This window comes from Citrobacter sp. RHBSTW-00017, from assembly GCF_013797615.1.
In the GTDB taxonomy this organism is placed as follows: domain Bacteria; phylum Pseudomonadota; class Gammaproteobacteria; order Enterobacterales; family Enterobacteriaceae; genus Citrobacter; species Citrobacter braakii.
Genome location: NZ_CP056899.1, coordinates 3,171,017 through 3,196,887, shown reverse-complemented (window position 1 = coordinate 3,196,887; position 25,871 = coordinate 3,171,017). Strand labels below are relative to the sequence as shown.

Here is a 25,871-nt window from a genome sequence, read left to right as displayed (position 1 = left end):
CTGAATAAACGGTCAATCTGTTGTTATTTCAGTCGATTAACAATATTTTGGCTGTTTTTCAGGCAAACGAACGCATTGGTGCTTTACAGGTCCGTTCGGGATGTTTATAGTGCGCCTCATTGGAAGCGTGGCCGAGCGGTTGAAGGCACCGGTCTTGAAAACCGGCGACCCGAAAGGGTTCTAGAGTTCGAATCTCTACGCTTCCGCCAAACATAAACCCCGAGCTATTTAATAGCTCGGGGTTTTTTCGTTTTGTGCAGTTTATGTCATGCCATCTTTCACCAGCCTTAGTCGCGCAAGGGCAACTCAGCGCTGCTGCCCGGCGGAAAGCTGACGAACTGAATCATCTTCATATCTGACAATGCCTACATGAGCGAACGCCTTTTCATTCGTCGTAATATCCATAGCAGCCCCAGCATAAAGGTCAGGTAGCCCATAACGTAATATCCCTGCTGTCTTCGTTCTGCGAGCGTTGGGTCGGCCGCCCAAGCCAGAAAGGCGGTAACATCCCTGGCATATTGCTCCTCCGTTTCAGCTTGTAGCGACGCCGGGCGCCATTGAATCTCTCCGCTGGTCAGCGGTTTCGGCATGTTAATCACGCCACCGGGAAAATAGCGATTAGCCTTCAGTTCGGGATCGGCAGGTTGATAACCGGTTAGCAGTGCGTAGACGTAATCTGCTCCCTGGTCCGTGTAGGGCAGAAAAGCATCCAACAGAAATTGCGGGAATCCGCGATCGTATGAGCGGGCACGCACGATATAGCTCAGGTCAACGGGGGAAACACCATTGTTAAGGTATCGTGCTTCCTGCTCGTTTAGATACGGCGAGATGAAGCTGTCATTTAGCGTCCCGTCTCGCTCACCAATCTGGCCGTCATCCTGAAGCTCAGGAAACTGATAGCCGCTGGCGATACTTCTTGCTTCTTCAGCCGTGAGTTCCGGACCGCCGGGCCTGGTCAACGAACGAAAGCTAAGGTGCTTCATGCCGTGACAAGCGCGACACTTCTCTTCATAAACCTGCAGGCCACGCCGAAGCTGCGCTTTATCATACTGTCCATTGATGCCGCTGAAGCTCCATTCCTGCCGTTCAGGCGTGGCTTCCTGCGCATAGGAGGAACCCAGTCCCAACAGAGAAAAGGACAGAATGCTGATTTTCAATAGTTGTTTCATCATCAGTCCTGTTTTTCCAGAAAACGACGGCAAGGTAATACGATTAAAAACCAGGCAAACCAAATCAGAGTCGAAAGCTGCGATGCGGCACGGATCCAGCCCTCTTCGTTACGGAAACCGTCAATAAGATCGGGGCCAACCAGCGCTTTCGACCCTAACCAGCCTAAAAAGCAGGCATTAATGACCCACAGCCAGAATCCGCATTTAACCAGTTTGCTGTAATGGCGAAAACGAGCCCGGGAAGTATCAAGCCAGGGAAGGAAATAGAAAATCAGTACCGAGCTGCACATTGCGGCTAAGCCAACGAATTCATTTGGGAAGCAACGCAAGATGGAGAAGAAGGGGAGAAAATACCATTCCGGCGCAACAATCGCGGGTGTAACTGTTGGATCCGCAGGAATAAAGTTATCGGCGCTGCTCAGATAGTGCGGCGCGAAGAATAAGAACCAGGCGAAGATCATCAAAAAAAGGATGATTTTGATGGCATCAAGATCGGTAATTTTGTAATCGAACAGCAGGCTCCTGGACTCTTTCTCGCTAAACCTCTTTTTCATCGCCTGCGCAAACGCCGACTGTACGGTGCGAATATGAAAAACCGTTGCTCCAACAATCACAAAGGGAAGAATAAAGTGGAGAACAAAAAAGCGGCCAAGCATCGGCGTTCCCGGAGTATGGCTGCCGACTAAATATGCGTAAAGGGTATCACCCACCAGCGGAATGGCCTGGGCAAAGCGGGTAATTACCGTGGCCGCCCAGTAGCTTTTTTGCCCCCAGATAAGGCTATAACCAAGAAATGCGGTCATCATCAGCAGGATATACAGCGTCACGCTAATCATCCACATTGTCGTCCAGGGCTTGCGGTAAACGCTGTAGTACATGCCACGAAAAATATGCAGATAACAGGCAAAGAAAAAGAGCGACGCGCCAATAGCATGCATGTTGCGTAACAGTTCTCCATGGCGAACCGCACGCATAATATGAATAATGGAGTCAAATGCCAGCTCGGCCGTCGGCACGTAAAACATTGCCAGCACGATACCCGTAAGGATCTGCACACCGAGTATAACCAGCAGGATGGCGCCGATTGCGAATACCCAGAGTCCGGCAATCGAGCGAGGAAACGGGATACGCCAGCGAAGCGAATAGACGCGCTCACTCCTCATTTCAGGCTTCCTTCGTGCCGATACGCACGGCCTGACCATCCGAATGAATAACATAGTCCGGGATTGCCAGGTTGGTCGTCGCGGGGCCGCGCGTTACGCGCCCGGAGGTATCAAACTCTGAGCCGTGGCACGGACAGATCCAACCCACCCCTCCTGGTCGGGCGTTGGGTACGCACCCGGCATGTGGGCAATACCCTTGAACCACCAGCCATTGAGGATGAGCTGCTGAGACCCTCTCGCTGTCCGGTTGTGGGTCGATAAGCGTATGCCAGTCGGCACTTCTGGCAGTAATAATCTCATCCTGGGTGCGATGGTGAATAAGAATCAGCTTTCCCTGCCATACGCGTCTGACGGTTTGTCCAGCAGCAACCCCCGCAAGAGAGATATCAATCGGTTCATTTTCCGCAAGAGTCTTCTCATCCGGGCCCAGGGCCGAAACCAGCGGCCAGACGGCAGCAGCGACGCCTGCTGCACCGACGAATTTTGTCAGTTTACACAGGCATTCCCGGCGCTGTTCCTGGATTTCGCCATCTGCAAGTTTGTTCTCTGTCACCTCTAATTTCTCCCTGAGTATCGCGGATTAACGTTTGTCGATACGCGCGTAAATTTCCTGAAAGCGCTTATCAGCAATACCCGGCGCTTTGAATGCCCGATAGCTTGCTGGTAACTGGGCATCTCCTACCTTAATCAGCATCACCATGCCCTGAGCGTAATGTGGTGTACATTTGATGCCGTAAAATCCGGCATTGTCATAAGTTACTTCGATCTCTTCATCTATTTTTCCCATAAAACCGGGATAGTTAGCCGGAGACAATTCAGCGATTGAAGCCGCGTTGTGACTCTTATGTTTACGGATAAACTTCACCGTATCCCCGGGCTGGATCTCCAGATAATCCGGCTCATAGACCATTGGTCCCGCAGACCCACGATTTTTCATCAAAACGTCGTGAGTTTGTGCGAAGGTTGAAGAGGCGAGGGCGAGTAAACATAAAACTTTCAGGCTCTGTTTGAGATATTTCATCGATTCTTCCTTAAAATTCATCAGGTCTTTGATAACGGATAAAACAGTTTTCAGCGCCAGTTTCATGTTCAACAATGGCGTCGATACCAAACCAGGCATGGAGGTTTTCACGGGTAAACACGGCGCAAGGAGTCCCCTGCATCGCCATATGCCCGGATGTCATGACGATGATGCGATCGCAGAACATCGCGGCATGATTGAGGTCGTGCAGAGCGGCAATGACCGTGAGCTTTTCACGTTTAACCAGACTAAGCAGGCCAATCTGATGTTGAATGTCGAGATGGTTGGTGGGTTCATCCATCAGTAACAACTGCGGCTGCTGCGCCAGCGCCCGGGCGATATGCAGGCGCTGTTTTTCTCCCCCGGAAAAGGTATGCCAGCATCGGTGCTGTAATTCACGGAGATCGACCTTCCCCAGCATAGTTTGCACGATATCGTCATCTTTGGCGGACCAGGGCGAGAGCAGGCTAAGCCAGGGCGTGCGCCCCAGAGAAACGGCTTGTAAAGCGGTAAGACGCTCGCTGGTTTCTGCCTGTTGTTCGACCAACGCCACCCGCTGCGCAAGGTAACGCCGCGAATAATGCTGGAGCGCCTTTTGCTGCAGGGTGATACGCCCGGAAGTTGGCTTCAGCAAACCGGCCAGCAGTGAAATCAGTGACGTTTTGCCCGAGCCGTTAGGACCGATGATGCCGACAAACTCGCCGGGCGTTACGCTGAGCGAAATATCTTCAACAATCGTCTTACCTTTTACCTTCCAGTACAAATTACAGGCTTCAATAACGGCTTGCGCAGAGGTAACGAGTGGCTGTACGAGATTCACCGTCATTTGTTCTGGTTTCCTCTAATCAGAATGATTGAAAACGCAGGAGCGCCAACCAGAGCCGTGATCACGCCTATTGGGAGTACCTGACCGGGTAGTAACGTGCGGGAAATAACATCAGCGATAATGAGGAAAATAGCTCCGGTAAGCGCACTAACCGGCAGCAGTCGATGATGCTGGTTGCCGACCAGCAGACGAGCAGCATGAGGGATCACCAGACCGACAAAGCCGATCGCACCCACAATGGAGACCATAATCGCCGTCATGCCAGTGACGGCGGCAATCAGTACTGCACGGGTACGTTTTACCGGAATGCCCAGCGATGCCGCAGACTCCGCACCAAAGGAGAAAGCGTCAAGATGGCGGGCATAACAGAAGCACAGCGCGATACCGACCAGAGCGGTAGGAATGGCTAAGACCACATCGGGCCAGCGTACACCGCTCAAATTGCCCAACAGCCAGAACATAATACCGCGTGCTTGCTCGGCGTTTGCTGAGCGGGTGATGATAAGCGATGTAATCGCATTGAAAAGCTGGGAGCTGGCGATCCCGGCAAGGATGATTTGGGTTGTTACACCCCCACCTTGTCTACCGCCAGCGGCCATCGCCAATAGCGCAACGAACAGAAATGCCGTCAGCGCACCAATGAAAGCGCCCAATGACATACTGATGATGCCAGCCCCAAGTCCAGTGAGAGCAATCAGCACCGCTCCGGTGGACGCTCCGGCAGAAATCCCCAGTAGATAGGGTTCGGCGAGCGCATTGCGTAGCAGCGACTGTAACACTACGCCGGAAACAGCCAGGCACGCGCCGCAACTGGCCGAGACCAGCGCTCGGGTCAGGCGGTAGTTCCAGACGATCCCTGCATCCAGCGCATCGACAGGATAGTGTGTATCAAAAAGATGATTTGCCAGCGTGCTGAGAACATGCTGCCAGGGGATAAGCGTTTCGCCGATGGAAATCCCCGCCAGCAGTACGCCACACATTAGCGCACTGACCCAAACGGCATGCCCACTGACTCTCACCGCAAGCTGACCAACAGCGCGACGCATCCTGCGTGAATCACTCATGATTATCTGCGTTCCTGAGTAACGGAGATGCGCTACACCGTGCGAGGATATAGCGCAAAACGTAGATTAATGAGCAGCCTGCGGATGTGCTAAGCCATATTCAACAAGGGCATCAGCCAGTTTTTCCACACCATCAATAGTTCTGATCCCGGCATTCATGGTCTGTACGTCAATGACCGGTAGATGGTTTTCCTTGACGGCAGGAACCAGTTTGGCGACAGGATCGGACTTGAGGTATTCCATCTTGACCTTCCAGTCATCCGCCGGGAAGCGGCGACGGCTCATCTCACCGAGCACAATGAGTGAAGGATTCGCTTTTGCGATGGTTTCCCAACCCACCGTTGGCCACTCTTCAGCAGAATCAATCACATTCTTCACTCCCAGCGTTTGGGCGATCCATGCCGCCGGACCAAACTTCCCGGCAACGTAAGGGTCAAGCTGGAGGTCGGCGCTTGAGAACCAGAACACGGCGGAAACATTCTCATCCATTCCGGTAATTTTGTTTTTCGCTGCGGCTTCACGTGCTTTAAGGCTGGCAATCAGCGCCTCGCCTTTATCCTGAACATCGAAGATTTTCGCCAGATCGGCGACTTCCTGATACACCATGGCAATATCAAACATGCCCTTACGGACACCATCACCACCATCTTCGTTATCTTTCGCACAGTCAGCTGGCGCGGTGTAAACGGGAATTTTAAGTTCACTAAACTGTTCGTAAGAGGCAACCGTGCCAGCAGGGCCGATTTGCCACTCAAACTGACTGGCGATCAGATCCGGTTTTTTCGCCACGATCCCTTCAAAGCTTGGAATATTTTGCGCGATAACGGCGACTTTTTCGTTTGCTGTTTTATAAGCCTCCAGTACCGGGCCAAACCACAGCGAAGTACCCACGACGCGATCGGCCAGCCCCAGTGAATAGAGAATCTCGGTACTGTTCTGACCCACCGTCGCCACGCGCGTTGGTGCCTGATTGAAGGTAATATCGCGGCCACAGTTTTTAATCGTCAGAGGATATTCGGTTTTTGCTGCCTCGGAAAAACCGGAAGTAAGCAGGAGAGCAGTCGTGCCAAAAATAGCCAGAAGCGTTTTTTTAGAGAAGTAAAAGGTAGAATTAGCGTGCATTATCATCGTCCCGTTGATGCCAGAATCTTAAGGTCTGGTCATGGCTTATTTCATTCCATATATCGGGAGGAGACATGAAGATAGATGACATTGAATCGTGAAATTTAAGAATGAAGATATGCAAAAAAATGCAAATAAGCTTTACTCAGCCAAAATCTTATTCATAAATACACTACCGCTTGCGTCAAATAATTCATCCCATGGACCATCCCGTCCACTCAATGGCATATACCTTTGACAGCAGGTCTCCTGACTCACGGTAATCAGAATATCGGCCTTCCCATAAAGATGAACTTTACAGTGACCTGTGGTTTATGAGCCACACAGGGATATTCTGCATCCGCCTACAGTTGCGGGGGCAGTTATGGAATTGAATTGAATAATTCTCACCATATTCCTATTCATATACAAAAATGTAATGAAATGCTGTCGAAAGCGACTCTAGCGGCAATTGTTAACAAGGTCAACCATAGAGGGTAAGAGATAAAAGGTAGTGGTGTAGAAAAAAATACCCATTTAATACAGTGAGTTATGATTTTGTTGGTTACTGCGATGTTGTAAATGAAAATAGCAACAGGAAGCTAAATGAGAATTGGTTGATATTGATCAAATTACACGCATGCTGAAACTTCTGTGTATGAAACATATTGATCACCATCAAAAGTTCCGCATATCAGCGCTTGACTCTTTTTTTTTGTGTACTCTCCATATGTACCAATTGCCATTCATCCTGCATATCCATAATCACGTTAAAATTGTTACGCAACCAGAAATAATACCCTCCGGGTAAAAAATGATGTGTATGGAGATACAAAGTCTTATATTGATGTTGCTGACAGAATACCTCAGCTAAAGCAAACAACTGACTTCCGATCCCCTGTCTGCGGTAGCGCTCATCCACGTAACAACGACAAATTTCCGCCGTTTCAGACAAGTTATAGCGACCACGTAGTTCAGTAATACGATCATCATATTGACATACCGCCAGTGTAGCGATTAATTCTTGGTTTTCACTCCACGCGCAAAGTAATAAATTCCTTTCCTGCAAGATATACTGTTGTGCGAGATCAAAGAGATCCTCTTCGGCAGAAGGCATGGCTCTACCGGCATTGAAGAATAAATTAAGATGCTCAACAAGAAACGACTGAACAGCAGGAATATCGGCGGGAGTCATCTCACTAAACCTAAATGGGATCATGGCAGCATAACTCAAATTTAGAACGGAAAATGATAATAACAATAAGACCACTTTAAAAACAATATTGAGCAGTAGGAGACAGACTCGCAATTGCATACGGAGCTATTCTCATTACGGGTTATAAATGGGTGTTTGGGCGGCCACCACAGAGTGCAATCAGGCAGAAACACTTAACAAAATTCTTCGCGCAGAAGGTCAGGCTGTCGCGAGAACTAAGGTTTTCAGCGTCTTCTTGGGACAGAAAAAAGAATTGCATCCTATTGGGCTGCCAGGCATTTGCAACTGGGGCTGCATTTTTTTCTTCATTACCTGGATTGCCCTAATAGAAAAGCATCTGACATTTTTTTTTTGAAAACGACGTCTCAAAACATATCTGTATTCATTCTCTAAGCAGAATATTATAGAAACTAAATTATTAGTGGTAAGAGTAAATGTCACAACAAGGTGATTTACAATATGTATTATTTCATGCTGTAATAGTTGATTAAGGTTAGGGTTTAGAGTATCTTTAATCTAATCGTACATTTTCAAATAAAAGCAGACAATAACAGTATGAAAACCAGACTCTATAATTTTTCAGAAGACACAAATGAAATTTTTGTTTTTAGATGGACTCGGAAGCACTATGAATTTTGCATGGATAACGATATCTTTTTGAATCATAGAGGTAAGAAAGTTTATAAAGAAAGAAATTTGTTACTGTTCTCGAAAGGTGACAAAATTAGAATTGAAGCTGATGTTATTGCTGAACAATATTCCACAATGCCAGTAAAAAGTTTTTCTAGCGTTGGTGCGTTTTCATTTCCAACCTGTTATTTTCCGGGTAATGTAAATATCGGAAGATTTTGTAGTATTGCATCAAACGTAAAAATCATGGGAGGGAACCATCCTATGAATCGTTTTACAACTCATATGCTTACTTATAATGGCGAGTTTGATAAATACGCTGCCAACGAGTTCGGACAAAACTGGGTATTGAAACCATTTATTACAAAGCCTAAAAATACAACGATTGGCAATGATGTCTGGATTGGCAATGATGTCGTTTTAAAAGGTGGTATTTCAATTGGTGATGGTGCTGTTGTTGCAGCAAATTCCGTTGTTACTAAAGATGTGCCTCCATATGCTATTGTCGCAGGGGTTCCTGCGAAAATTATCAAATACAGATTTGAGTCAGATATTATTGAACAGTTGTTAAAAATAAAATGGTGGAACTATAATTACACCGATTTACCCGATAACAGCAAGTGTGATGATATTATAAATTTTGTCACTGAAATGAGCACGTTGATATCGAATGGCACTATAAAAGAAAAAGCATATAAAAAATTTAATCTTACCGAAATATTTACAACTCTTTAGTTTAATAGGTCATTGTTGGGACTGTTATCCGGCGAAAGCAAAATGAGATAAGGACAACACGATGACAAAAGTTAGCATCTTGCTAGTGATGAGCGTTTTGCCATTGTCAGCATACGCAGCAACGACCGGACTAACCAGACTGGCACCGAGCGTCTGTGTAGAAACGATCGCTATTTCGGGCCAGATGGTAAGCGTAGCGGGAAAGTGAATACTCGTTACACCGCTCTATTGTTCAGACAGAACGATAAATCCTGATAGTCCTGCGCGTTTTCCCTGCCTGCGCGGCGGGGACGCCGTTTTCTGCTTTTCTATCTGCCCGCAACACTAACTCTCAGAAATGAGAGGCCGATCCTCTGAGCAGGACTTTTGTCCTCAATCCTCTGCAAACCTCTGGTTACAATCCCTGCATATCTTCAATACCCATAATTCAGGAATTGTTATGACTGCACATATTAATGCTAAAGCGGGTGATTTTGCGCCAACCGTTATTATGCCGGGCGATCCGCTTCGCGCTAAGTTTATTGCTGAAAATTATCTAATGGATTACCGCGAAGTCACCAATGTACGCAATATGCTGGGCTATACCGGTCTTTATTTTGGGCAACCTGTTTCGGTGATGGGACATGGCATGGGTATTCCGTCAATGACGCTTTATGCTCATGAACTGGTACATGACTTCGGTGTACAGAGAATTATTCGTGTTGGCAGTCTTGGGGCAACACAACATCATGTCAAAATGCGAGATATTATTCTTGCCGTCGCCGCCGGAACGGATTCCGTCACTAATTTAAAACGTAGCGCGGGCTACGCGATGGCGACATCTGCCCATTTCTCATTATTGCAGCAGGCGTGGGCATTGGCGCAGAAGGCCGGTATTGACGTTAAAGTCGGCAATGTCTTCAGTGGCGATCTTTATTACGATCCTGACGAAAATTTAATACCTGCACTGGAAAAGTTTGGTGTGCTGGGTGTGGATATGGAAGTGGCAGGGTTATACGCTTTAGCTCATCAGTTTAATATTGAATCGTTGGCTATATTAACCGTATCCGATCATTGCCTGACAGGAGAAGAAACAACGGCGGAAGAACGGCAGTTAACCTTTAAAAATATGATAGAGCTGGCGCTAAATACAGCTGTTACGGCTTAGCATCAGCATTTAAATGAACCAATCAGAGATGGCATTATATGAAGAATAAAATAGCACTTACGCTGATTAGTTTTCTGGCAAATTTTATTATGGCAGGATTTGCCAGTCAGTTTGGCATGCTGATTGAACCGATTGCAGTACGCTACAGTGCCGATGTGAATACCGTCGCCTCGATATTTTCATTGCTTAACGGTGGGGCGTTAGCCGGGACCATCGCCGCCTTTTTCCTGATTGAGAAAATCGGCGTTAAGCGTATGACGCTCATTATCTATTCGATAGTGTTCCTCTGCGCTCTGGCAATGCACTTAAGCCCTGGCTTATGGCCGGTGATGGTCGCCATGACCTTGGTGGGTTTCTGCGGCGGGATTGGTCTGTGCGTGGCGGGAACGATCGTGGTTTCGGTTTGGCAGGATCGCATTCAAAGTACGATGCTGGTGGTGCAGGACGCCACCTTTAACGTCGCGGGCGTAGTTTTCCCGCTGATTACCACCTTCGCCCTGACGCACAATATGTCGTGGAGTTACAGCTATCTGAGCGTAGGCATCGGCTTGTTCTTAGGTATGTTGGCGCTGTATACCTTCCTGACCTGGGCACCATTATTTGTGAAGAACAAATTTGGTATTCCCTTCGAAGAAGCAGGTAATATTATTACGCAATACTGGGGTGCTGCGCTGGTCGGCGCGTTAGTCTCAACCGTTATTGTTTCCCGCGTAAAGATACATTATTTCTTGCTTAGCATTATTTTGTTAGCTTGCGTTATTACCACCATCATTGTCACGAAGGAAAATATCTCCGGGCTTGATTATCTGGCTTATAGTTACGGGTTTGTCTGCGCAGCGCTGTATAACTCCTTTATTGCCTACGGGGTTTCTTTCGTGAAGCGCGCGAGTAGCCAGAACGTTTCTTATATTTTAATTAGCGGTAGTGCTGGCGCCATGTTTAGTCCGGCGATCAGTGCGCTAATGGAAAAAACTATGGGGTTGCAGAAAATTATGTACGCAATACCGGTGTTGTATTTAATTATCTTTATTATGTTGATGGGTGCATTAAAACTCAAACGTAATTAAACACAGTAATAACGCTTACCTCTTTAATTAGATAGCCCGCCGTCACGCCATTTATCTGGTGGGGCGACACTCAACCTTGCTCAAAGGAATTGAAAATGCTGAAGAAAAATAAATCAATGATGAAAAAAACAGTTCTGGGTGCGGTAATTGCGATGTGCTGTACGCAAGCACTTGCGGCTGATTATGCCGATGGCAACATCCGCAAAAATGATTTTAACTGGATGCAGATGAACTTAATGCAAAGTGTGGATGCGAAAGTGCCTTATGGTATTCGTAATGACACCTATCTTGAGCTGGAGTTTGGCGCACGATCCGGGATTATCGATCTGTATGGTTATGTGGATTTCTTTGATATTTTGGATCGCGAGCAGGACGATCGTCACGGGGGGGATAACTTCTTTGCCAAGATATCTCCACGTTTTTCCCTGGACGCCATTTTAAATAAAGATTTATCCGTTGGGCCATTTAACGAATTCTATATCGCAACGGTAAATAACATTGGTGACCGGGAATTATTTGAGCATTACGTTGGTCTCGGCACGGATGTTAAAGTGCCGTGGTTTGGTCTGGTGGGAATGAACATTTATGCGCACTATGTACGTGAAAATTACGGTGCAGATAACGAAGGGAAGTGGGATGGTTACATGTTCTCGACCAACTGGTCGACGCCGTTCTATACGTTCGCCAACGGCAGTTATTTGAACTATCAGGGTTACTTTGACTACCAGTTCGCCGCGAACAAGATTGCTAACCAGCCGTTATATAGCAATAACGCGATTGAATGGTATAACGGCATCTACTGGCATTCAGAGCATTATGCAGTAGGTTATGGCTTAAAATATTTCCGCAACATGGCATTGATGGAAAACCACGGTGGAGCAGGGCGTACCACCGGGCTGGGTCACTATTTCAACCTCACCTATAAGTTCTGATTGCGCTGAAATGACACACCAATGCTCCGTTTGCCAGGGTTGGTGTGTCAGTCAATGATGTCATTGCCGAGAAATTTACGCAGCCCATCCAGATCCTTAATCTCCAGTCCTTGCTTCGTGCGCGTTACCAGCCCGGCATCCGTCAGCGCTTTCACCGCCCGCCGATAGACCCGGTCGGTGGTGCCGAATCGCTCAGCTTCCTGGTATTTTTTATGAAAACCATCCATTGGCTGCTAGTCCTGATGCTGGCGATACAGGTCATACGCTACGTTATGTACGATAGGGTAGAGCATCCGGTGCAGGAAGATTTCCAGCATATCCTGATAATCAACGGCCATTGCGCTGGCGAAAAATATCGCCAGTCTGGGGTGCCGGTTCAGCGCTTCCTCCAGACGGTCACAGTTGCATACCGCCACGGTCAGCGGTTCTTCGGCTACGATATCAAGCTGGCAACGATACCCGGTAAAAAACTCCATTTCGCCAAACAGTTGCTCATCACATTCCATTGCACCCAGTTGAAAACGGCGACCATTCTCCGCGCTATAACGCAGAGAAATTCTCCCTGACTGCACCATGATTAGTCGATCGACTACCTGTCCCTGGCGGTAAAGATAGTCATCTTCCTGGATAATCTGTGTTTCAGAGAGCAACTCCTGGAATATCTTCTCAATTAAGGCATCATCTTGCTGCTAGATATTGTGAAAACGACCTTTTGTGAGGGGCTTAAGCTGCATGGCTCAACGTCTTATTGTTTGAGATAATTCTTATCGCTGACTGTATGCCATCTGCTGCGCAATGTCATTAAGAGCGGGTTGCGGATAATAAAAGGGCCAGCACCATGCTGGCCTTGACACACTAAGGATGGCTGATAAAGCGAGACAATCGCTGGCGCAGCAGGCGGTTTTCCTGCCGCAGTTGAGCGTTCTCTTCCAGCAATGTCAGCGCAACGGCAATTCCCGGCCAGTCAAGTTCCAGCTCCTGACGCAGGCGCACCGCGCGACGCATGACGTTCAGCGCATGATCGTCAAAAGTCTCGTCTTCATGAGGTTCTATCACCCCTAAGCCGACAATCTCATGTAGCTCTTCTTCTGACACACCGGTGTACAGACAAAACTCGGTAATGGTAAAGGTGACGGTGACGTTAGCCATTATGCTTTCCCCCACTCTTTGCGCGGATCAAAGGTCTTTTGTGCATCCGCCAGCTGCTGCCACAGGGCGGCGCTGGCGTCGTCAGGTTTCGGCGGCATGACGATTTTGATCACCGCATACAAATCGCCGGTATGTTTTTTACTTACCAGACCTTTGCCCTTAATGCGTAACCGCTGCCCGGCCTGGCTGCCCGCAGGAATGGTCAGCAGGATGCTCTCTTTTAACGTCGGAACGGTTACTTTCGCGCCCAGCGCGGCTTCCCACGGCGCCAGGGGAACGACCACTTCCAGATCCTGATTAACGATATCGAACAGCGGATGTGGCGCGATATGAATCACCAGCCACAAATCACCGTTTGGCCCGCCGTTTTCACCGGGGGTGCCCTGGCCTTTCAGACGAATACGCTGACCGTTACCGACGCCAGCCGGAATTTTCACATTCAACGTTTTAGGAATTTCACGTTCGACCATGCCGAACGCATTGTAAACCGGCAGGGTGTAACTGATCGTGCGGCTATGCTCAGTAAGCGTTTCTTCGAGGAATACGGCGACTTCAATTTCAATATCGTGCCCGCGGCTGGCATGACGCTGGCGAGACTGTTGCGCATGCTGACCAAAAATGGAGGAGAAGATATCGTCTAAATCTTCGGCGTTATAGCGTTGATTCTCTCCTTGTTGGAATTGACGGTTGAACTGTGGGTCGTTGCGGTGCTGCCACAACTGGTCGTACTCGGCGCGTCGCTGTTCATCACTCAGGACTTCCCAGGCTTCAGCAACCTCTTTAAACCGGGCCTCCGCGTCAGTCTCTTTGCTGACATCAGGATGATATTTCCGGGCGAGTCGACGATAGGCGGTCTTGATTGTCTTGAGATCGTCTGTCGGTTTCACGCCCATAATGGCGTAATAATCCTTTAATTCCATAGCGTTCTCTCGTGTAAATCAACACTTGCAGAAGGTGAACCCTGACAACAGGTATCACCGCTAAGTTTAGGGTAATCCTGATAACGGAGAATGCCAACCGGGAAGGGAGGATATTGCTATAAACGATGCGGGCATTGCACCACCAACAGCGCTTTTTGACGTTATGGCGTCTGTTGTGTGGTGCGAATAGTGAGATTAGCTAAACATCAGGATTTAGTGATCAGGAAGCGGACCGTATCAGCATAGTTTTGTACGAACGCGTTAAGGTCATCAGATTTCAGTCCTTTCGGATTGATCATATATTTACCGTTGATAAAAATGGCGGGCACCCCGGTTAAATCTACAGCTTTAGCCATTTCTTGCTGTTTGGCGGTTAGTGATTTTACGGCAAAACTATTCCATGCAGCATCATAATCACTGGCACTGACGCCCGCGCTGATAAATACGTTACGTATATCGTCCGCCGATTAAATGGTTTGTTTTTTCTGCACGGCATCAAAAAGCAACGGTTTAACTTTATCTTGCACGTTCAACAGCATGGTGACGGACCAGGCGTGCGTCATGTCCTGCCCCAGAGGGCCTAAAAAGTCGACGTGGTATTCGGTGAGTTTGACGTCAGCAGGCAAAACTTTTTTCACGTTATCAGTGATTTCAAAAACTTCATCGTACTGATAGCAGGAAGGACAATAGAATGAGAAAAACTTCAGCGCTGCCGGGGCTGAAGCGACGGGTTTTTCCAGTGAGATAAACTCTTTGCCGTCGGTAAATGGTGCTGCCTGAGCGCTAACGGTAAAAAGTAACCCAATCAGGGGTAATAAATATTTTTTCATTTCCATATACTCTAAATAACATTCAATAAACAAATTTTCTGCGAATGAATACGATCTTCATTGCGTCGGGCTATAATACGATAATCACCTAAAAATGCGCTGACCCTTACTTTCATTTACGCATCAATACGTAGCGGGACAGTATTTATGTACTGTTATGGGAATATCCTTTGGTACTCTTCGTAAATAGTGAATGATCACTTCCGTGATATTTTCGTAATTACTTTGGCAATGTTATATTGTAATAAATAAAAACGGAAATATGATTAATTATCATTTGATTTATAAAACGTGAGCCGCAACGCGTTGCGCTATGTTCTGTCAACGCAGCCGTAAGATTTTCTTTTTCTTGTAGCGTTTGAATGAATAGGGTAAGTGTCAGTGATGAGCAACCAAAATGGATATCGCTATGATTGACCACCTGGATCATCTGGTATTGACCTCCAATAATGAAGAGGCATGCGTTCGTTTTTATGTCGAACTTTTAGGGATGAGGCTGGAAACCTTCGCGCAAGGGCGGAAAGCCTTCGTCTTTGGCAATCAGAAAATTAACCTCCACATTCGGGGAAAAGAGTTTGAACCCAAAGCTTACGCGCCAACGCCGGGGGCGCTGGATTTGTGTTTTATCACCACGCGTGCGCTGGAAGAGGTGATAGCCACGTTTCAAACGCACGGGGTAGATATTGTTGAGGGACCGGTTGCACGAACCGGTGCGATGGGACCGATTCGCTCGGTTTATGTCAGAGATCCCGATCTCAATCTGATTGAAATCGCGGTATATCCTGCTGATGACAGGACATAACTTTACAGCGCAAAGGTTGCCAAAACCTGGTGAGTGGTTAAGATAACTCGCATCAATCAGTGAGGGTATAATGGCGAAACGTCAACGGATGGGATGGTGGTTCCTCTGTCTGGCATGTGTTGTGGTGATGGTTTGTACCGCACAACGCATGGCGGGCCTGCACGCGTTGCAGATGGACACCGTTGCCACAAGCGTTGTCGTAAGCGCACAAGCGCAGACCGATGAGGCCTCGTCCGTTACCCCTTGTGAACTGAGCGCGAAGTCATTACTGGCGGCGCCCCCGGTACTGTTCGAAGGCGCTATTCTGGTGCTGTGTCTGCTACTGTCGCTGCTGGCGCCAGTGCGGGCGTTTCGTCTGCCTTTTTTCCCACCGCGAGCCATCTCGCCGCCCACACTAAGGGTACATCTGCGATTTTGCGTCTTCCGTGAATGACAGAACAGCCGTTGCTGACTGTTAGATAATTATTCACGGAGAAAATATATGATGACTGTTTTCAGGCAGGCGCTGCTCTGTCTGTTATTGCTATGGCTGCCCGTAGCCTGGGCGGCTGAACCCGGCTGGCTGCGTTCACCCGATAACGATCACGCCAGCGTGCGGTTACGCGCTGATACGTCCTCAGGCGGCGAAACTCGTCTGTTGCTGGATGTTAAACTGGAGGACGGCTGGAAAACCTACTGGCGTTCGCCGGGCGAGGGAGGCGTCGCGCCATCTATCGCCTGGCAAGGGGAAATGCCTGCGGTCGACTGGTTCTGGCCAACCCCTGCACGCTTTGAGGTCGCTAATATCACGACCCAGGGCTATCACGATAATGTGACATTCCCGATGGTTGTGCGCGGCAGATCGCCCGCCACGCTTAGCGGTGTTTTGACGCTATCCACCTGTAGCAACGTTTGCCTGTTGACGGATTTTCCTTTTTCCGTGACCTCCACGACCCAGGACCCGACTTTTGCGCATGACTATGCGCAGGCAATGGGGCAGATCCCGCTTGCCAGCGGCCTGACCGATACTTTGCGCGCTGGCGCACGGGCCGGCGAGCTGGTCGTCGAGGCTCACCGCGCGGGAGGATGGACTGCGCCTGGGCTGTATCTTGACGCCGTTGATGATGCTGATTTTGGCATGCCGCAAATTCACGTCGCAGGTGAGACGTTACGCGCCACGGTACCCGTTCATGATGGTTGGGGGGAGGGCGCGCCGGATTTACGCGGTAAGTCGGTCACGCTGGTGCTGGCAGATAACGGTGTTGCCCAGGAAAGTCGTCTTGCGATTGGCGAAGCCCCGGTTATTGAGAACGCCTCACTCCCATTGTGGCAGGTGGTGCTAATGGCGCTGCTGGGCGGTTTAATCCTCAACCTGATGCCCTGTGTGTTACCGGTTCTCGGCATGAAACTGGGCTCTATTTTGCTGGTTGAGGAAAAAAGCCGTCGCCAGATCCGCCGTCAATTCCTCGCATCGGTAGCCGGGATCCTGGCCTCCTTTATGGCCCTGGCGCTATTGATGACAGTGCTACGTTTAACCAATCAGGCGCTGGGCTGGGGGATCCAGTTTCAGAACCCGTGGTTCATTGGCGTCATGGTCGTGGTGATGCTGACGTTCAGCGCCAGCCTGTTCGCGTGGTTTGAATTCCGCCTGCCTTCGGCGATGACCACCACGCTGGCGACTCACGGTGGCAACGGCTTGTCGGGACATTTCTGGCAAGGCGCATTTGCGACCCTGCTCGCCACGCCGTGCAGCGCCCCGTTTCTGGGAACAGCGGTAGCGGTGGCATTGACCGCTTCGCTGCCAACGTTGTGGGGACTGTTTATCGCACTTGGTCTGGGGATGAGCTTACCGTGGCTGCTGGTGGCTCTGCGTCCCGGTCTGGCGCTGCGTTTGCCGCGTCCGGGACGCTGGATGAATATTTTGCGGCGTCTTCTCGGTGTCATGATGCTGGGTTCGGCTATCTGGCTTGCGACGTTGCTGCTCCCGCATTTAGGGCTGGCTGGACACGCTAGCGCTAAAGAAAGCGTGAACTGGCAACCGCTTAGCGAGCAGGCGATTGAGGATGCGCTGGCGCAACATAAGCGTGTGTTTATTGACGTCACTGCCGACTGGTGCATCACTTGTAAGGTAAACAAATACAACGTGTTGCATAAAGATGACGTACAGGCCGCTTTGCAACAGCCGGATGTAGTGGCGCTGCGCGGCGACTGGACGCTCCCTTCTGAAGCCATCACCGAATTTCTGAAAAAACGCGGCCAGGTTGCTGTGCCGTATAACCAAATTTATGGCCCCGGTCTGCCGGAAGGCCAGGCGTTACCAACGTTGTTAACCCGCGATGCGGTATTGCAAACGTTGACCGACGCCAAAGGAGTAACTCCATGAAAATAATGATTGTTCTGCTGTTAACCCTGTTTTCTGCCGTCAGCGTAGCTAAAGAACCTGCACCGTTTACACCGGAACAGGAAAAGCAAATTGAAGCATTAATCCAGGAGGCCCTGTTTAACGATCCCAACAGCCCGCGGATTGGCGCTAAGCAGGCGAAACTGACCCTGATAAACTTCACCGATTACAACTGCCCGTACTGCAAGCAACTGGATCCCATGCTGGAAAAAATTGTGCAGAAATATCCTGACGTGGCGGTAGTGATTAAACCGCTGCCGTTTAAAGGGGAAAGTTCGGAACTGGCGGCGCGGACCGTGCTGACTACCTGGCTTGAGCATCCGCAGCAGTTTCTGGCGCTACATGAAAAACTGATGCAGAAAAAGGGTTACCATACCGACGTCAGTATCAAACAGGCGCAGGAAAAATCGGGAGCCAGTCCGGTGACGCTGGATGCCCAAAGCGCTGAAACGCTAAGCACTAACCTGCAACTGGCGCGACTGGTGGGCGTGCAGGGAACCCCCGCAACGATTATTGGTGATGAGCTTATTCCCGGTGCGGTGCCGTGGGAAACCCTTGAGGAAGTGGTCAAAGAAAAGCTGGCGGCGGCCAATGCTCAGTAAACTGCGCCGCTGGCTGCGCGAAGGGCTGATCTTACTGGCGCTGTTGGCAGGGGCGATGCTGCTGATGGATGTCTGGCGCGCGCCGCAGCTCCCTGGCTCTTTTGACAGCACGCCTTTGCAAACGCTGGATGGTGAAACCGTCACGCTGGCGGCGCTCAGCAAAGACGAGCCGGTGCTGCTTTATTTCTGGGCGAGCTGGTGCGGCGTTTGCCGCTTCACGACGCCGGAAGTCGCCAGGCTGCGTTCGGAAGGGGAAAACGTGATGACCATTGCGTTACGCTCCGGCAGTGAAGCTGAGGTGTCTCGTTGGCTGTCGCGTAAAGGCGTGGACTTTCCGGTCATCAATGATGCGAACGGGGCAATTTCCCGCAGTTGGGCGATTAGCGTCACGCCCACGCTGGTGGTAGTGTCACAAGGTCGGGTGGTGTCAACAACCAGCGGCTGGACCAGCTACTGGGGCATGAAGCTGCGGCTGTGGTGGGCCAAAACGTTCTGATAATGTGCCGGGGAAACCCGGCATTTTTTATATTATTACCCGTAAGCGGGAAGACATATTTCGTTGCCTGGCGAAGCGAGCGCCGCGATTAACGTCCAGAATGGGTCATCTTCTCTTTTTCAGGAAAGTGCAACATGACGAGTTCGTTAGCGTTTGGGCCCGCTCTGGTGATGATGATTGCCGCCACGTTTGTCCTCGCAGGGATGGTAAAAGGCGTCACTGGTATGGGATTGCCCACCGTGGCTATGGGGATCCTCGGATCGCTTATTTCGCCGGTTGCGGCGGCGGCCATGCTGCTGTTGCCTTCGCTGATTAGCAATCTGTTTCAGTTTGGCGGTGGCGGAAATACGCGTCAATTAGTCAAACGACTGTGGCCAATGTTATTGACGGTGGTGGTGGCGACACTGTTTGCCAGCGCCTGGATTACCGGCGGCGATACCACCCGTACCCAGTTTGCGCTCGGCGTGGCGCTGGTGGCTTACGCTATCTGGACGCTGGCCGGAAAGAAAATCGCAGTGGCTCCGCAGCATGAAAAACCGTACTCCCTCGTCATAGGATTTGTTACTGGCTTATTGACTGGCGGAACCGGTGTATTTGTGATGCCCGCCGTGCCCTGGATCCAGTCATTGGGTTTTGAGAAAGATGAGCTGGTTCAGGCGCTCGGGATCTCTTTTACGTTTTCGACATTGGCTTTGGCGCTTGGTCTGTGGTGGCACAACGCGCTGCCCGTACAGTCGTTGAGCTTATCGGCTTTGGCCATTGTTCCTGCGCTGATTGGTCAGTGGTTAGGAACCCGTGTACGACGGGTTATTTCTCCGCTCGTGTTTAAACGCTGTTTTCTGTTTTGTTTGGTCGGGTTGGGTATCGAGATGATGCTGCGTGCGGTGTGACCTGTGCGGTGACTTTAGAACGCATTCATGGCATCGTTAATTCAGACATTCAGGGTCAAAGAGGTCGCTATGGCATCAGTGATGTTAAGTGAGGAAGAGGGTGCTCTGGAGTCGCGAATGGCGCTCACCGCGGCGGCGATGGCCGATAAATCGCGCTCGCGAATGTTGTGCGCCCTGATGGATGGCCGCGCCTGGACCGCGACCGAGCTCAGCGCAGTGGCGGATGTGTCAGCGTCAACCGCCAGTGCGCATCTGGCGCGTCTGTGCGAACAACGTTTTGTTGTGGCGCTCGCGCAGGGCAGGCATCGTTATTTTCGCCTTGCAGGCTCCGATATCGCTGAACTGCTGGAGCGCCTGATGGGCGTGGCGTGGGCTACATCTACGCCACGAAAAATCACGACGCCGCCAGGCTTACGACATGCCCGAACCTGCTACGATCATCTCGCTGGCGAGGTGGCGGTGAGGCTGTTCGATAGGCTGGTTTCCCGTCAGTGGTTAACGCCGGATGGTGAAACGCTGACCTCTCTTGGGCAGGAAAAACTGGCACAAATGGGGATTGTCCTTGCTGCGAGCGCATCGCGGCGGAAATTAACCTGCGGTTGTCTGGACTGGAGTGAACGACGTTACCATCCCGGCGGCGTGCTTGGCGCATCGCTGCTACGCTGGCTGATTGAAAAACGATGGATAAAAACGGAGCTGAGTGGTCGCCGCGTCACTTTCACCCCGCTTGGCATTCGCAAATTAGAAACCGAGTTCGGTATTAAAACGACACCGTAGATGGTTCGTTTTGCGAAAGCGTTCCGGGAAATATGTCATATTTCTGTCACACTCTGTTGTGATTGATAACAACAAGAGGTCGTAGGGATGAATAAATCGTTAATCGCCGCAGCCGTGGCAGGGGCTGTATTAATGTCAACCGCCGCGCAGGCGCAGACCGCGCCGGAAGGCTATCAGCTTCAGCAAGTATTGATGATGAGTCGGCATAACTTACGCGCACCTTTAGCCAATAATGGCAGTGTTCTTGAGCAGTCCACCCCCAAACAATGGCCAGAATGGGATGTCCCCGGCGGACAACTCACCACCAAAGGCGGCGTGCTGGAAATCTATATGGGCCACTATATGCGAGAGTGGCTGGCAGAGCAGGGGATGGTGAAATCGGGCGAATGTCCGGCGCCGGGTACGGTCTATACCTATGCTAACAGCCTGCAGCGTACGGTCGCGACGGCGCAGTTCTTTGTCACCGGTGCTTTCCCGGGTTGCGACGTCCCGGTCCATCATCAGGAAAAAATGGGCACCATGGATCCCACCTTTAACCCGGTGATCACCGATGATTCCGCCGCCTTCAGCCAGCAGGCGGTTCAGGCAATGGAGAAAGAGCGTAGCCAAATGCAGCTCAACGACAGCTATCAGTTGCTTGAGCAAATGACCGACTACAAAGACTCTCCGTCCTGCAAAGAAAAACAGCAGTGTTCCCTGACCGATGCCAAAGATACGTTTAGCGCGAAATACCAGCAGGAGCCTGGGGTTTCGGGGCCGCTGAAGGTCGGGAATTCGCTGGTTGATGCCTTCACGCTGCAATATTACGAAGGCTTCCCGATGGACAAGGTCGCCTGGGGCGAGATTAAATCCGATCAACAGTGGAAGGTTCTGTCGAAGCTGAAAAATGGCTATCAGGACAGCCTGTTCACCTCCCCGGAAGTGGCGCAGAATGTCGCCAAACCGCTGGTGAAGTATATTGATAATGCGCTGGTTACTGAACGCGTAAAAGCGCCAAAAATAACCGTGCTGGTGGGGCATGACTCAAACATCGCATCGCTGCTCACCGCGCTGGATTTCAAACCGTACCAGCTTCACGATCAGAACGAGCGTACGCCGATTGGCGGGAAGATTGTCTTCCAGCGCTGGCATGACAGCAACGCGAATCGTGATCTGATGAAAATCGAGTACGTGTATCAGAGCTCGCAGCAGTTGCGTAATGCTGACGTTCTGACCCTGAAATCCCCGGCGCAGCGCGTAACGCTGGAGCTGAAAGGGTGTCCGATAGATGCGGATGGCTTTTGCCCGATAGATAAGTTCGACAGCGTGTTGAATGAGGCGGCTAAGTAAAAGAAAAACTCCCCCGTGTTCGCGGGGGAGTCTGAGCGCTAGACGTTTTTGCGTTCGATAGTCTGTTCACCCCAAAAGAGCGAATCTTTGTCTGTTTTCTTAAAGGCTTTGATGAGCACCTCGTCGCTACCTTCTTCCCAAATTTTTTCCGCCAGTTTCTCGTCATAATGCGCGACTTCAAAAATGGCTTCGGCTATTTCCGGCGATGTATTGCGCAGACTTGCCCATTCGCCGACGCGATGGGCTTTCGCTTCTTGAGTTGGCATTCGAATCCTCCTGTTGAAGATTAGCCGTTGAGTTTTACTGCCAGACCTGCGACATATTCACCCTGATAGCGGGCGATAGATAATTCTTCCTGACTTGGCTGGCGAGAGCCGTCACCTCCGGCGATGGTGGTTGCGCCGTAAGGGGTACCGCCGCGAACTTGAGAAACATCAAACAGCTCTTGCGCCGCGTAACCGATAGGCACAATCACCATCCCATGGTGAGCAAGCGTAGTCCAGGTTGATGTAATGGTTTGTTCCTGACCGCCGCCGGTTCCTGTCGAGCTGAATACGCTGGCGAGTTTGCCGTACAGGCCGCCTGAAGCCCACAGCCCGCCAGTCTGGTCGAGGAAGGTGCGCATCTGACCGGACATATTGCCAAAGCGTGTGGGGGTACCAAAAATAATGGCATCGTAATCTGCCAGTTCTTGCGGGGTTGCGACTGGTGCGTTTTGTGTTTTGCCGCCAGCTTTGAGGAAAATCTCCGGCTGCATGGTCTCTGGTACGCGCTTAATAATCACTTCCGCGCCATCAACCTTATTTGCGCCTTCTGCGACTGCATGGGCCATAGTTTCAATGTGTCCGTACATGGAATAATAAAGCACCAGAACTTTTGCCATTTTACACTACTCCTCAAGTTAACCGTGTCCGTAGCGACTCGCTACCTACCTTTAAAGATATGACGTACTGTCAGGAGTGCAAATTTCACAATCACTTCTTTGATTTATAACAATTTTTATAACAACTTCTCTTGTTGCAAAATGATACATATTTAACCGGGTGGAATTTGGTAGTCATAAGAAAGACTTATTGATTTCTCGCTGTGATTATTTCTCTATCACCGCCAATCCTGTTGCAGGATATTACAGTTAGCGGCTGCTCAGGCCACGCTTCACTATGCTTAATCCCACGCAGTTATTTTCAGGGTATCGCCCGTAATGCTGCGTGAGGTATCACTCCTCAGTACCTATGCAATATGATGTCTAATCAATGACGGAGGTCAGTAATGGCAAACCATCGAGGCGGTTCCGGCAACTTTGCGGAAGATCGCGAAAGAGCATCAGAAGCAGGTCGAAAAGGTGGCCAGCACAGCGGGGGCAACTTTAAGAATGACCCGCAACGCGCTTCAGAGGCAGGCAAAAAAGGGGGCAAAAATAGCCACGGCAACAACAAATCGTAATTGCCGGGCTAGCTGTCAGATATGCCGTGACGGCTGAGGATCAGAGTCAGACGTTACGTAGCCACCCACCGCCGCCGGTTTCTTCCGGCGGTTTTTTTTGTCTGCAAGGTTGAACTGTAACAAAACGCAACGCAGACTAACGACATTCAGTTAATCGGGTGTCTCATGTCATTACTTTCTCGTTATTCCTTCTCTGTTAAACCTCAGGAAGCGATCCTCATTGTGATCACTATGTTCTGGGGTGGCACGTTTTTGGCCGTGCAATATGCCGTTACCCTGAGCGGACCTTTTTTCTTTGTCGGCGTGCGTTTTGCCACCGCTGCGCTGGCGGTCGCGCTTTTGTCACTACGCACATTGCATAAACTGACGTGGCTGGAAGTCAAAGCAGGCGTTGCGATCGGTATCGCAATTGCGTTGGGCTATAGTCTGCAAACCTGGGGGCTACAGTTTATTCCCAGCAGTAAATCGGCATTTATTACCGCGATGTATGTGCCGTTGGTACCGCTTTTACAATGGCTGTGTCTGGGGCGTATGCCCGGCCTGATGCCGTGTGTCGGCATTGTGCTGGCCTTTATCGGGTTGATTTTTCTCGCCGGACCGGGAGGCAATTTGCTGGCTTTAGGCGAAGGAGAGTGGATCACACTCGCCGGCGCGGTGGCGATTGCGGCAGAAATTATCCTGATTAGCGCGTGGGCGGGAAAAGTGGATGTGCGGCGGGTAACGGTGGTACAACTGGCAACCGCTTCGATAGTGGCGTTTATTGCCATGGCTCCGGCCGGAGAGTCCGTGCCGCCGATGTCTACGGGATTGCTGGTGGTGGCGCTGGGATTGGGGATTTTCAGTGCGATTATTCAGGTCACCATGAACTGGGCACAGCGCAGCGTTTCGCCGACGCGCGCGACGGTCATTTATACCGGTGAGCCGGTGTGGGCGGGGATCTTTGGTCGCCTTGCGGGGGAGCGCTTACCGCTACTGGCTTTGCTCGGCGCAGCATTCATTATTGTTGGCGTGCTGGTCAGCGAACTGAAGTTCAAAAAGAAAAAAGGGGGAGTGCAAGAGGCGCCGCCGGAGTCGCTTTAATTTAACCATTCACCGCGTGATTTGGTATGCTGACGCCCTCACAAGAAGGAGAGGGCGCATGGTCCAACGCGCAGAGAAAAAAACAGGTAAGCGCTCGCAGGCCGTCAGTGCAAAACGCCAGGCCATATTAACCGCGGCATTAAATATCTTCTCCCAATATGGGATCCACGGCACGCGTCTCGAACAGGTCGCTGAGCAGGCGGGTGTGTCAAAAACGAATCTGCTTTATTACTACCCGTCAAAAGAGGTGCTCTATATTGCCGTTTTGCGGCAAATCCTCGACGTCTGGCTGGCTCCGTTGAAGGCTTTTCGCGAAGACTTTGCGCCGCTAGTGGCCATTAAAGAATACATTCGCCTTAAGCTGGAAGTGTCGCGCGATTACCCTCAGGCTTCACGACTGTTTTGTATGGAGATGCTGGCAGGTGCGCCTTTATTGATGACTGAATTAACGGGCGATCTCAAAACGCTAATTGATGAGAAATCGGCGCTGATTGCCGGTTGGATCAAAAGTGGGAAACTGGCTCCGGTCGATCCACATCATCTGATTTTTATGATTTGGGCTTCAACCCAGCACTACGCCGACTTTGCCCCACAGGTAGAGGCGGTAACGGGCGCAACGCTGCGTGATGAAGCCTTTTTTAACCAAACGGTGGAGAGCGTGCAGCGGATGATTATTGAAGGGATCCGCGTGCGTTAACTGGCAGGCGGTAACGGACAGCTTAAATCGCCCTCTTCGCACTGTAAGAGCGAGGCGAGAAACGCTTCACGCTCGTTGGTTTTATCCGTCAGACACTGGCTGGAAATCATCGCCTGGACGCTACCGCCTTCGGTGCCGGAACTGATTAACGCGCAGTCCGCATCGCGCAGGGTTATCCATGAGATTTGCGCTTTTTTCAGTAAATCGCGCTGGGTTGGGGCGGCGCGCTTAAGCGCATTCTGATAAGTGTCATTAAGTTTGGTGTCGGCCGCCTTAAACTGCTCTGCCGCACAGGTGTTCATCTCAATCTGAGTGTTCGCGTTGGCGCAGTCATCCGCCAGCGCCTGGCCGCTCAACAGCAGCGTTGCACATGTCAGTACGATTCGTTTCATGCTTCCCTCTGGC

At 50.4% G+C, this 25,871-nt stretch carries 30 protein-coding genes, 1 tRNA gene, 2 pseudogenes and 1 riboswitch; of the genes and pseudogenes, 17 read left to right on the top strand and 16 right to left on the bottom strand.

What is annotated here, in order from left to right; all coding sequences use genetic code 11:
• Window positions 1-121: 121 nt before the first annotated feature.
• Window positions 122-209: transfer RNA gene (locus tag HV037_RS15610), tRNA-Ser, on the top strand.
• Between the two features lie 156 nt (window positions 210-365).
• Here the strand turns inward: HV037_RS15610 and HV037_RS15605 are convergent.
• The 8 genes from HV037_RS15605 to HV037_RS15570 form a co-directional block, all read right to left on the bottom strand.
• The gene (locus HV037_RS15605; protein WP_103283690.1) at window positions 366-1,169 is read right to left on the bottom strand and encodes a cytochrome c1; all 804 of its coding nucleotides are present in this window, start codon (window positions 1,167-1,169) and stop codon (window positions 366-368) included.
• Window positions 1,170-1,171: 2 nt separating this feature from the next.
• Complete coding sequence (locus HV037_RS15600; RefSeq protein WP_047501122.1) at window positions 1,172-2,332, bottom strand: cytochrome b N-terminal domain-containing protein; 1,161 nt, start codon at window positions 2,330-2,332, stop codon at window positions 1,172-1,174.
• Between the two features lies 1 nt (window position 2,333).
• Window positions 2,334-2,885 carry a ubiquinol-cytochrome c reductase iron-sulfur subunit gene (gene petA, locus HV037_RS15595; RefSeq protein ID WP_103283691.1) on the bottom strand — a complete coding sequence of 184 codons (552 nt, stop codon included), beginning with the start codon at window positions 2,883-2,885 and terminating at the stop codon, window positions 2,334-2,336.
• 27 nt (window positions 2,886-2,912) lie between these two features.
• Complete coding sequence (locus HV037_RS15590) at window positions 2,913-3,353, bottom strand: pseudoazurin (protein WP_016152560.1); 441 nt, start codon at window positions 3,351-3,353, stop codon at window positions 2,913-2,915.
• 10 nt (window positions 3,354-3,363) lie between these two features.
• Entirely contained in the window at window positions 3,364-4,179 is an 816-nt protein-coding gene (locus HV037_RS15585) for an ABC transporter ATP-binding protein (RefSeq protein WP_103283692.1), read from the bottom strand.
• The gene (locus HV037_RS15580) at window positions 4,176-5,243 is read right to left on the bottom strand and encodes an iron ABC transporter permease (protein WP_016156150.1); all 1,068 of its coding nucleotides are present in this window, start codon (window positions 5,241-5,243) and stop codon (window positions 4,176-4,178) included. The genes HV037_RS15585 and HV037_RS15580 overlap by 4 nt, the downstream gene beginning before the upstream one ends.
• A gap of 66 nt (window positions 5,244-5,309) precedes the next feature.
• Window positions 5,310-6,365 (bottom strand): ABC transporter substrate-binding protein, encoded by a 1,056-nt coding sequence (locus HV037_RS15575; protein WP_016152563.1) that lies wholly within the window; start codon window positions 6,363-6,365, stop codon window positions 5,310-5,312.
• Between the two features lie 221 nt (window positions 6,366-6,586).
• Window positions 6,587-6,811: riboswitch (cobalamin riboswitch) on the bottom strand.
• 227 nt (window positions 6,812-7,038) lie between these two features.
• Complete coding sequence (locus HV037_RS15570) at window positions 7,039-7,563, bottom strand: GNAT family N-acetyltransferase (RefSeq protein WP_181022903.1); 525 nt, start codon at window positions 7,561-7,563, stop codon at window positions 7,039-7,041.
• Window positions 7,564-8,115: 552 nt separating this feature from the next.
• Between HV037_RS15570 and HV037_RS15565 the strand changes: the two genes are divergently transcribed.
• The 5 genes and pseudogenes from HV037_RS15565 (at window position 8,116) to HV037_RS15550 (ending at window position 12,071) form a co-directional block, all read left to right on the top strand.
• Window positions 8,116-8,925, top strand: a complete 810-nt coding sequence (locus HV037_RS15565; RefSeq protein WP_032931140.1) for a CatB-related O-acetyltransferase — start codon at window positions 8,116-8,118, stop codon at window positions 8,923-8,925.
• A 147-nt stretch (window positions 8,926-9,072) separates the two neighbouring features.
• A pseudogene (locus HV037_RS24650) lies at window positions 9,073-9,180 on the top strand (hypothetical protein); the annotation flags it as partial.
• Window positions 9,181-9,364: 184 nt separating this feature from the next.
• Entirely contained in the window at window positions 9,365-10,072 is a 708-nt protein-coding gene (gene deoD, locus HV037_RS15560) for a purine-nucleoside phosphorylase (RefSeq protein ID WP_047414218.1), read from the top strand.
• Window positions 10,073-10,110: 38 nt separating this feature from the next.
• Entirely contained in the window at window positions 10,111-11,139 is a 1,029-nt protein-coding gene (locus HV037_RS15555; RefSeq protein ID WP_103283693.1) for an MFS transporter, read from the top strand.
• A gap of 95 nt (window positions 11,140-11,234) precedes the next feature.
• Entirely contained in the window at window positions 11,235-12,071 is an 837-nt protein-coding gene (locus tag HV037_RS15550; protein ID WP_103283694.1) for an outer membrane protein OmpK, read from the top strand.
• A gap of 47 nt (window positions 12,072-12,118) precedes the next feature.
• Here HV037_RS15550 and HV037_RS24645 read toward each other — a convergent pair whose 3' ends face one another.
• From HV037_RS24645 to dsbA, 5 genes and pseudogenes are all read right to left on the bottom strand, one after another.
• A complete protein-coding gene (locus HV037_RS24645) occupies window positions 12,119-12,298 on the bottom strand; it encodes a hypothetical protein (protein WP_233896709.1) in 180 nt (59 codons plus the stop codon).
• Window positions 12,299-12,304: 6 nt separating this feature from the next.
• A complete protein-coding gene (locus HV037_RS24640) occupies window positions 12,305-12,721 on the bottom strand; it encodes a Crp/Fnr family transcriptional regulator (protein ID WP_233896710.1) in 417 nt (138 codons plus the stop codon).
• A gap of 205 nt (window positions 12,722-12,926) precedes the next feature.
• On the bottom strand, window positions 12,927-13,220 hold the full coding sequence (gene cbpM, locus HV037_RS15540) for a chaperone modulator CbpM (protein ID WP_103283695.1): 294 nt from the start codon (window positions 13,218-13,220) through the stop codon (window positions 12,927-12,929).
• A complete protein-coding gene (cbpA, locus tag HV037_RS15535) occupies window positions 13,220-14,140 on the bottom strand; it encodes a curved DNA-binding protein (protein WP_103283696.1) in 921 nt (306 codons plus the stop codon). Before cbpA ends, cbpM begins: the two co-directional genes overlap by 1 nt.
• A gap of 206 nt (window positions 14,141-14,346) precedes the next feature.
• Window positions 14,347-14,970: pseudogene (gene dsbA / locus HV037_RS15530) on the bottom strand (thiol:disulfide interchange protein DsbA).
• Window positions 14,971-15,367: 397 nt separating this feature from the next.
• Between dsbA and HV037_RS15525 the strand changes: the two are divergent.
• The 8 genes from HV037_RS15525 (at window position 15,368) to agp (ending at window position 22,246) form a co-directional block, all read left to right on the top strand.
• Entirely contained in the window at window positions 15,368-15,772 is a 405-nt protein-coding gene (locus tag HV037_RS15525) for a VOC family protein (RefSeq protein ID WP_016156158.1), read from the top strand.
• A 70-nt stretch (window positions 15,773-15,842) separates the two neighbouring features.
• Window positions 15,843-16,205: a hypothetical protein gene (locus tag HV037_RS15520; protein WP_016152574.1), complete on the top strand. Its 363-nt coding sequence runs from the start codon at window positions 15,843-15,845 to the stop codon at window positions 16,203-16,205.
• A gap of 48 nt (window positions 16,206-16,253) precedes the next feature.
• A complete protein-coding gene (locus tag HV037_RS15515; RefSeq protein WP_103283697.1) occupies window positions 16,254-18,134 on the top strand; it encodes a protein-disulfide reductase DsbD domain-containing protein in 1,881 nt (626 codons plus the stop codon).
• Entirely contained in the window at window positions 18,131-18,754 is a 624-nt protein-coding gene (locus HV037_RS15510; RefSeq protein ID WP_046274457.1) for a DsbA family protein, read from the top strand. The genes HV037_RS15515 and HV037_RS15510 overlap by 4 nt, the downstream gene beginning before the upstream one ends.
• Window positions 18,744-19,250, top strand: coding sequence for a protein disulfide oxidoreductase (locus HV037_RS15505; RefSeq protein WP_016152577.1), 507 nt, complete (start codon window positions 18,744-18,746; stop codon window positions 19,248-19,250). The genes HV037_RS15510 and HV037_RS15505 overlap by 11 nt, the downstream gene beginning before the upstream one ends.
• A gap of 134 nt (window positions 19,251-19,384) precedes the next feature.
• Window positions 19,385-20,140 (top strand): sulfite exporter TauE/SafE family protein, encoded by a 756-nt coding sequence (locus HV037_RS15500; protein WP_049271386.1) that lies wholly within the window; start codon window positions 19,385-19,387, stop codon window positions 20,138-20,140.
• 69 nt (window positions 20,141-20,209) lie between these two features.
• A complete protein-coding gene (locus HV037_RS15495; RefSeq protein WP_103283698.1) occupies window positions 20,210-20,917 on the top strand; it encodes a winged helix-turn-helix domain-containing protein in 708 nt (235 codons plus the stop codon).
• Window positions 20,918-21,004: 87 nt separating this feature from the next.
• On the top strand, window positions 21,005-22,246 hold the full coding sequence (gene agp / locus HV037_RS15490) for a bifunctional glucose-1-phosphatase/inositol phosphatase (RefSeq protein WP_016156163.1): 1,242 nt from the start codon (window positions 21,005-21,007) through the stop codon (window positions 22,244-22,246).
• Window positions 22,247-22,284: 38 nt separating this feature from the next.
• Here agp and HV037_RS15485 read toward each other — a convergent pair whose 3' ends face one another.
• Window positions 22,285-22,512 carry a YccJ family protein gene (locus HV037_RS15485; protein WP_016152581.1) on the bottom strand — a complete coding sequence of 76 codons (228 nt, stop codon included), beginning with the start codon at window positions 22,510-22,512 and terminating at the stop codon, window positions 22,285-22,287.
• 20 nt (window positions 22,513-22,532) lie between these two features.
• Window positions 22,533-23,129 carry an NAD(P)H:quinone oxidoreductase gene (gene wrbA / locus HV037_RS15480; RefSeq protein ID WP_003832057.1) on the bottom strand — a complete coding sequence of 199 codons (597 nt, stop codon included), beginning with the start codon at window positions 23,127-23,129 and terminating at the stop codon, window positions 22,533-22,535.
• Between the two features lie 386 nt (window positions 23,130-23,515).
• Here wrbA and HV037_RS15475 point away from each other — a divergent pair, with 386 nt between their 5' ends.
• The 3 genes from HV037_RS15475 to rutR all read left to right on the top strand — a co-directional run bounded on the left by HV037_RS15475 (window position 23,516) and on the right by rutR (window position 25,466).
• The gene (locus HV037_RS15475) at window positions 23,516-23,689 is read left to right on the top strand and encodes a general stress protein (protein ID WP_003036022.1); all 174 of its coding nucleotides are present in this window, start codon (window positions 23,516-23,518) and stop codon (window positions 23,687-23,689) included.
• Between the two features lie 165 nt (window positions 23,690-23,854).
• Window positions 23,855-24,769 (top strand): DMT family transporter, encoded by a 915-nt coding sequence (locus HV037_RS15470; protein ID WP_016156164.1) that lies wholly within the window; start codon window positions 23,855-23,857, stop codon window positions 24,767-24,769.
• Between the two features lie 58 nt (window positions 24,770-24,827).
• A complete protein-coding gene (rutR, locus tag HV037_RS15465; protein ID WP_103283699.1) occupies window positions 24,828-25,466 on the top strand; it encodes an HTH-type transcriptional regulator RutR in 639 nt (212 codons plus the stop codon).
• On the opposite strand, the gene HV037_RS15460 is transcribed toward rutR, so the two are convergent.
• On the bottom strand, window positions 25,463-25,858 hold the full coding sequence (locus tag HV037_RS15460; protein WP_053389922.1) for a lysozyme inhibitor LprI family protein: 396 nt from the start codon (window positions 25,856-25,858) through the stop codon (window positions 25,463-25,465). The two genes, rutR and HV037_RS15460, sit on opposite strands and share 4 nt — an antisense overlap.
• Window positions 25,859-25,871: the final 13 nt, after the last annotated feature.

What these genes read in the sequence shown, in the direction of transcription:
- HV037_RS15475 (WP_003036022.1), top strand. Translation starts at nt 23,516, where the DNA reads ATGGCAAACCATCGAGGCGGTTCCGGCAACTTTGCGGAAGATCGCGAA.
- HV037_RS15495 (WP_103283698.1), top strand. Translation starts at nt 20,210, where the DNA reads ATGGCATCAGTGATGTTAAGTGAGGAAGAGGGTGCTCTGGAGTCGCGA.
- HV037_RS15510 (WP_046274457.1), top strand. Translation starts at nt 18,131, where the DNA reads ATGAAAATAATGATTGTTCTGCTGTTAACCCTGTTTTCTGCCGTCAGC.
- HV037_RS15580 (WP_016156150.1), bottom strand. Translation starts at nt 5,243, where the DNA reads ATGAGTGATTCACGCAGGATGCGTCGCGCTGTTGGTCAGCTTGCGGTG.
- deoD (WP_047414218.1), top strand. Translation starts at nt 9,365, where the DNA reads ATGACTGCACATATTAATGCTAAAGCGGGTGATTTTGCGCCAACCGTT.
- HV037_RS15460 (WP_053389922.1), bottom strand. Translation starts at nt 25,858, where the DNA reads ATGAAACGAATCGTACTGACATGTGCAACGCTGCTGTTGAGCGGCCAG.
- HV037_RS15485 (WP_016152581.1), bottom strand. Translation starts at nt 22,512, where the DNA reads ATGCCAACTCAAGAAGCGAAAGCCCATCGCGTCGGCGAATGGGCAAGT.
- HV037_RS15520 (WP_016152574.1), top strand. Translation starts at nt 15,843, where the DNA reads ATGGCGAAACGTCAACGGATGGGATGGTGGTTCCTCTGTCTGGCATGT.
- HV037_RS15605 (WP_103283690.1), bottom strand. Translation starts at nt 1,169, where the DNA reads ATGAAACAACTATTGAAAATCAGCATTCTGTCCTTTTCTCTGTTGGGA.
- HV037_RS15470 (WP_016156164.1), top strand. Translation starts at nt 23,855, where the DNA reads ATGTCATTACTTTCTCGTTATTCCTTCTCTGTTAAACCTCAGGAAGCG.
- HV037_RS15505 (WP_016152577.1), top strand. Translation starts at nt 18,744, where the DNA reads ATGCTCAGTAAACTGCGCCGCTGGCTGCGCGAAGGGCTGATCTTACTG.
- HV037_RS15500 (WP_049271386.1), top strand. Translation starts at nt 19,385, where the DNA reads ATGACGAGTTCGTTAGCGTTTGGGCCCGCTCTGGTGATGATGATTGCC.
- HV037_RS24645 (WP_233896709.1), bottom strand. Translation starts at nt 12,298, where the DNA reads ATGGATGGTTTTCATAAAAAATACCAGGAAGCTGAGCGATTCGGCACC.
- HV037_RS15555 (WP_103283693.1), top strand. Translation starts at nt 10,111, where the DNA reads ATGAAGAATAAAATAGCACTTACGCTGATTAGTTTTCTGGCAAATTTT.
- agp (WP_016156163.1), top strand. Translation starts at nt 21,005, where the DNA reads ATGAATAAATCGTTAATCGCCGCAGCCGTGGCAGGGGCTGTATTAATG.
- HV037_RS15585 (WP_103283692.1), bottom strand. Translation starts at nt 4,179, where the DNA reads ATGACGGTGAATCTCGTACAGCCACTCGTTACCTCTGCGCAAGCCGTT.
- cbpM (WP_103283695.1), bottom strand. Translation starts at nt 13,220, where the DNA reads ATGGCTAACGTCACCGTCACCTTTACCATTACCGAGTTTTGTCTGTAC.
- HV037_RS15515 (WP_103283697.1), top strand. Translation starts at nt 16,254, where the DNA reads ATGATGACTGTTTTCAGGCAGGCGCTGCTCTGTCTGTTATTGCTATGG.
- HV037_RS15590 (WP_016152560.1), bottom strand. Translation starts at nt 3,353, where the DNA reads ATGAAATATCTCAAACAGAGCCTGAAAGTTTTATGTTTACTCGCCCTC.
- HV037_RS15525 (WP_016156158.1), top strand. Translation starts at nt 15,368, where the DNA reads ATGGATATCGCTATGATTGACCACCTGGATCATCTGGTATTGACCTCC.
- HV037_RS15565 (WP_032931140.1), top strand. Translation starts at nt 8,116, where the DNA reads ATGAAAACCAGACTCTATAATTTTTCAGAAGACACAAATGAAATTTTT.
- HV037_RS15600 (WP_047501122.1), bottom strand. Translation starts at nt 2,332, where the DNA reads ATGAGGAGTGAGCGCGTCTATTCGCTTCGCTGGCGTATCCCGTTTCCT.
- wrbA (WP_003832057.1), bottom strand. Translation starts at nt 23,129, where the DNA reads ATGGCAAAAGTTCTGGTGCTTTATTATTCCATGTACGGACACATTGAA.
- HV037_RS15575 (WP_016152563.1), bottom strand. Translation starts at nt 6,365, where the DNA reads ATGCACGCTAATTCTACCTTTTACTTCTCTAAAAAAACGCTTCTGGCT.
- HV037_RS15550 (WP_103283694.1), top strand. Translation starts at nt 11,235, where the DNA reads ATGCTGAAGAAAAATAAATCAATGATGAAAAAAACAGTTCTGGGTGCG.
- HV037_RS15570 (WP_181022903.1), bottom strand. Translation starts at nt 7,563, where the DNA reads ATGATCCCATTTAGGTTTAGTGAGATGACTCCCGCCGATATTCCTGCT.
- rutR (WP_103283699.1), top strand. Translation starts at nt 24,828, where the DNA reads ATGGTCCAACGCGCAGAGAAAAAAACAGGTAAGCGCTCGCAGGCCGTC.
- cbpA (WP_103283696.1), bottom strand. Translation starts at nt 14,140, where the DNA reads ATGGAATTAAAGGATTATTACGCCATTATGGGCGTGAAACCGACAGAC.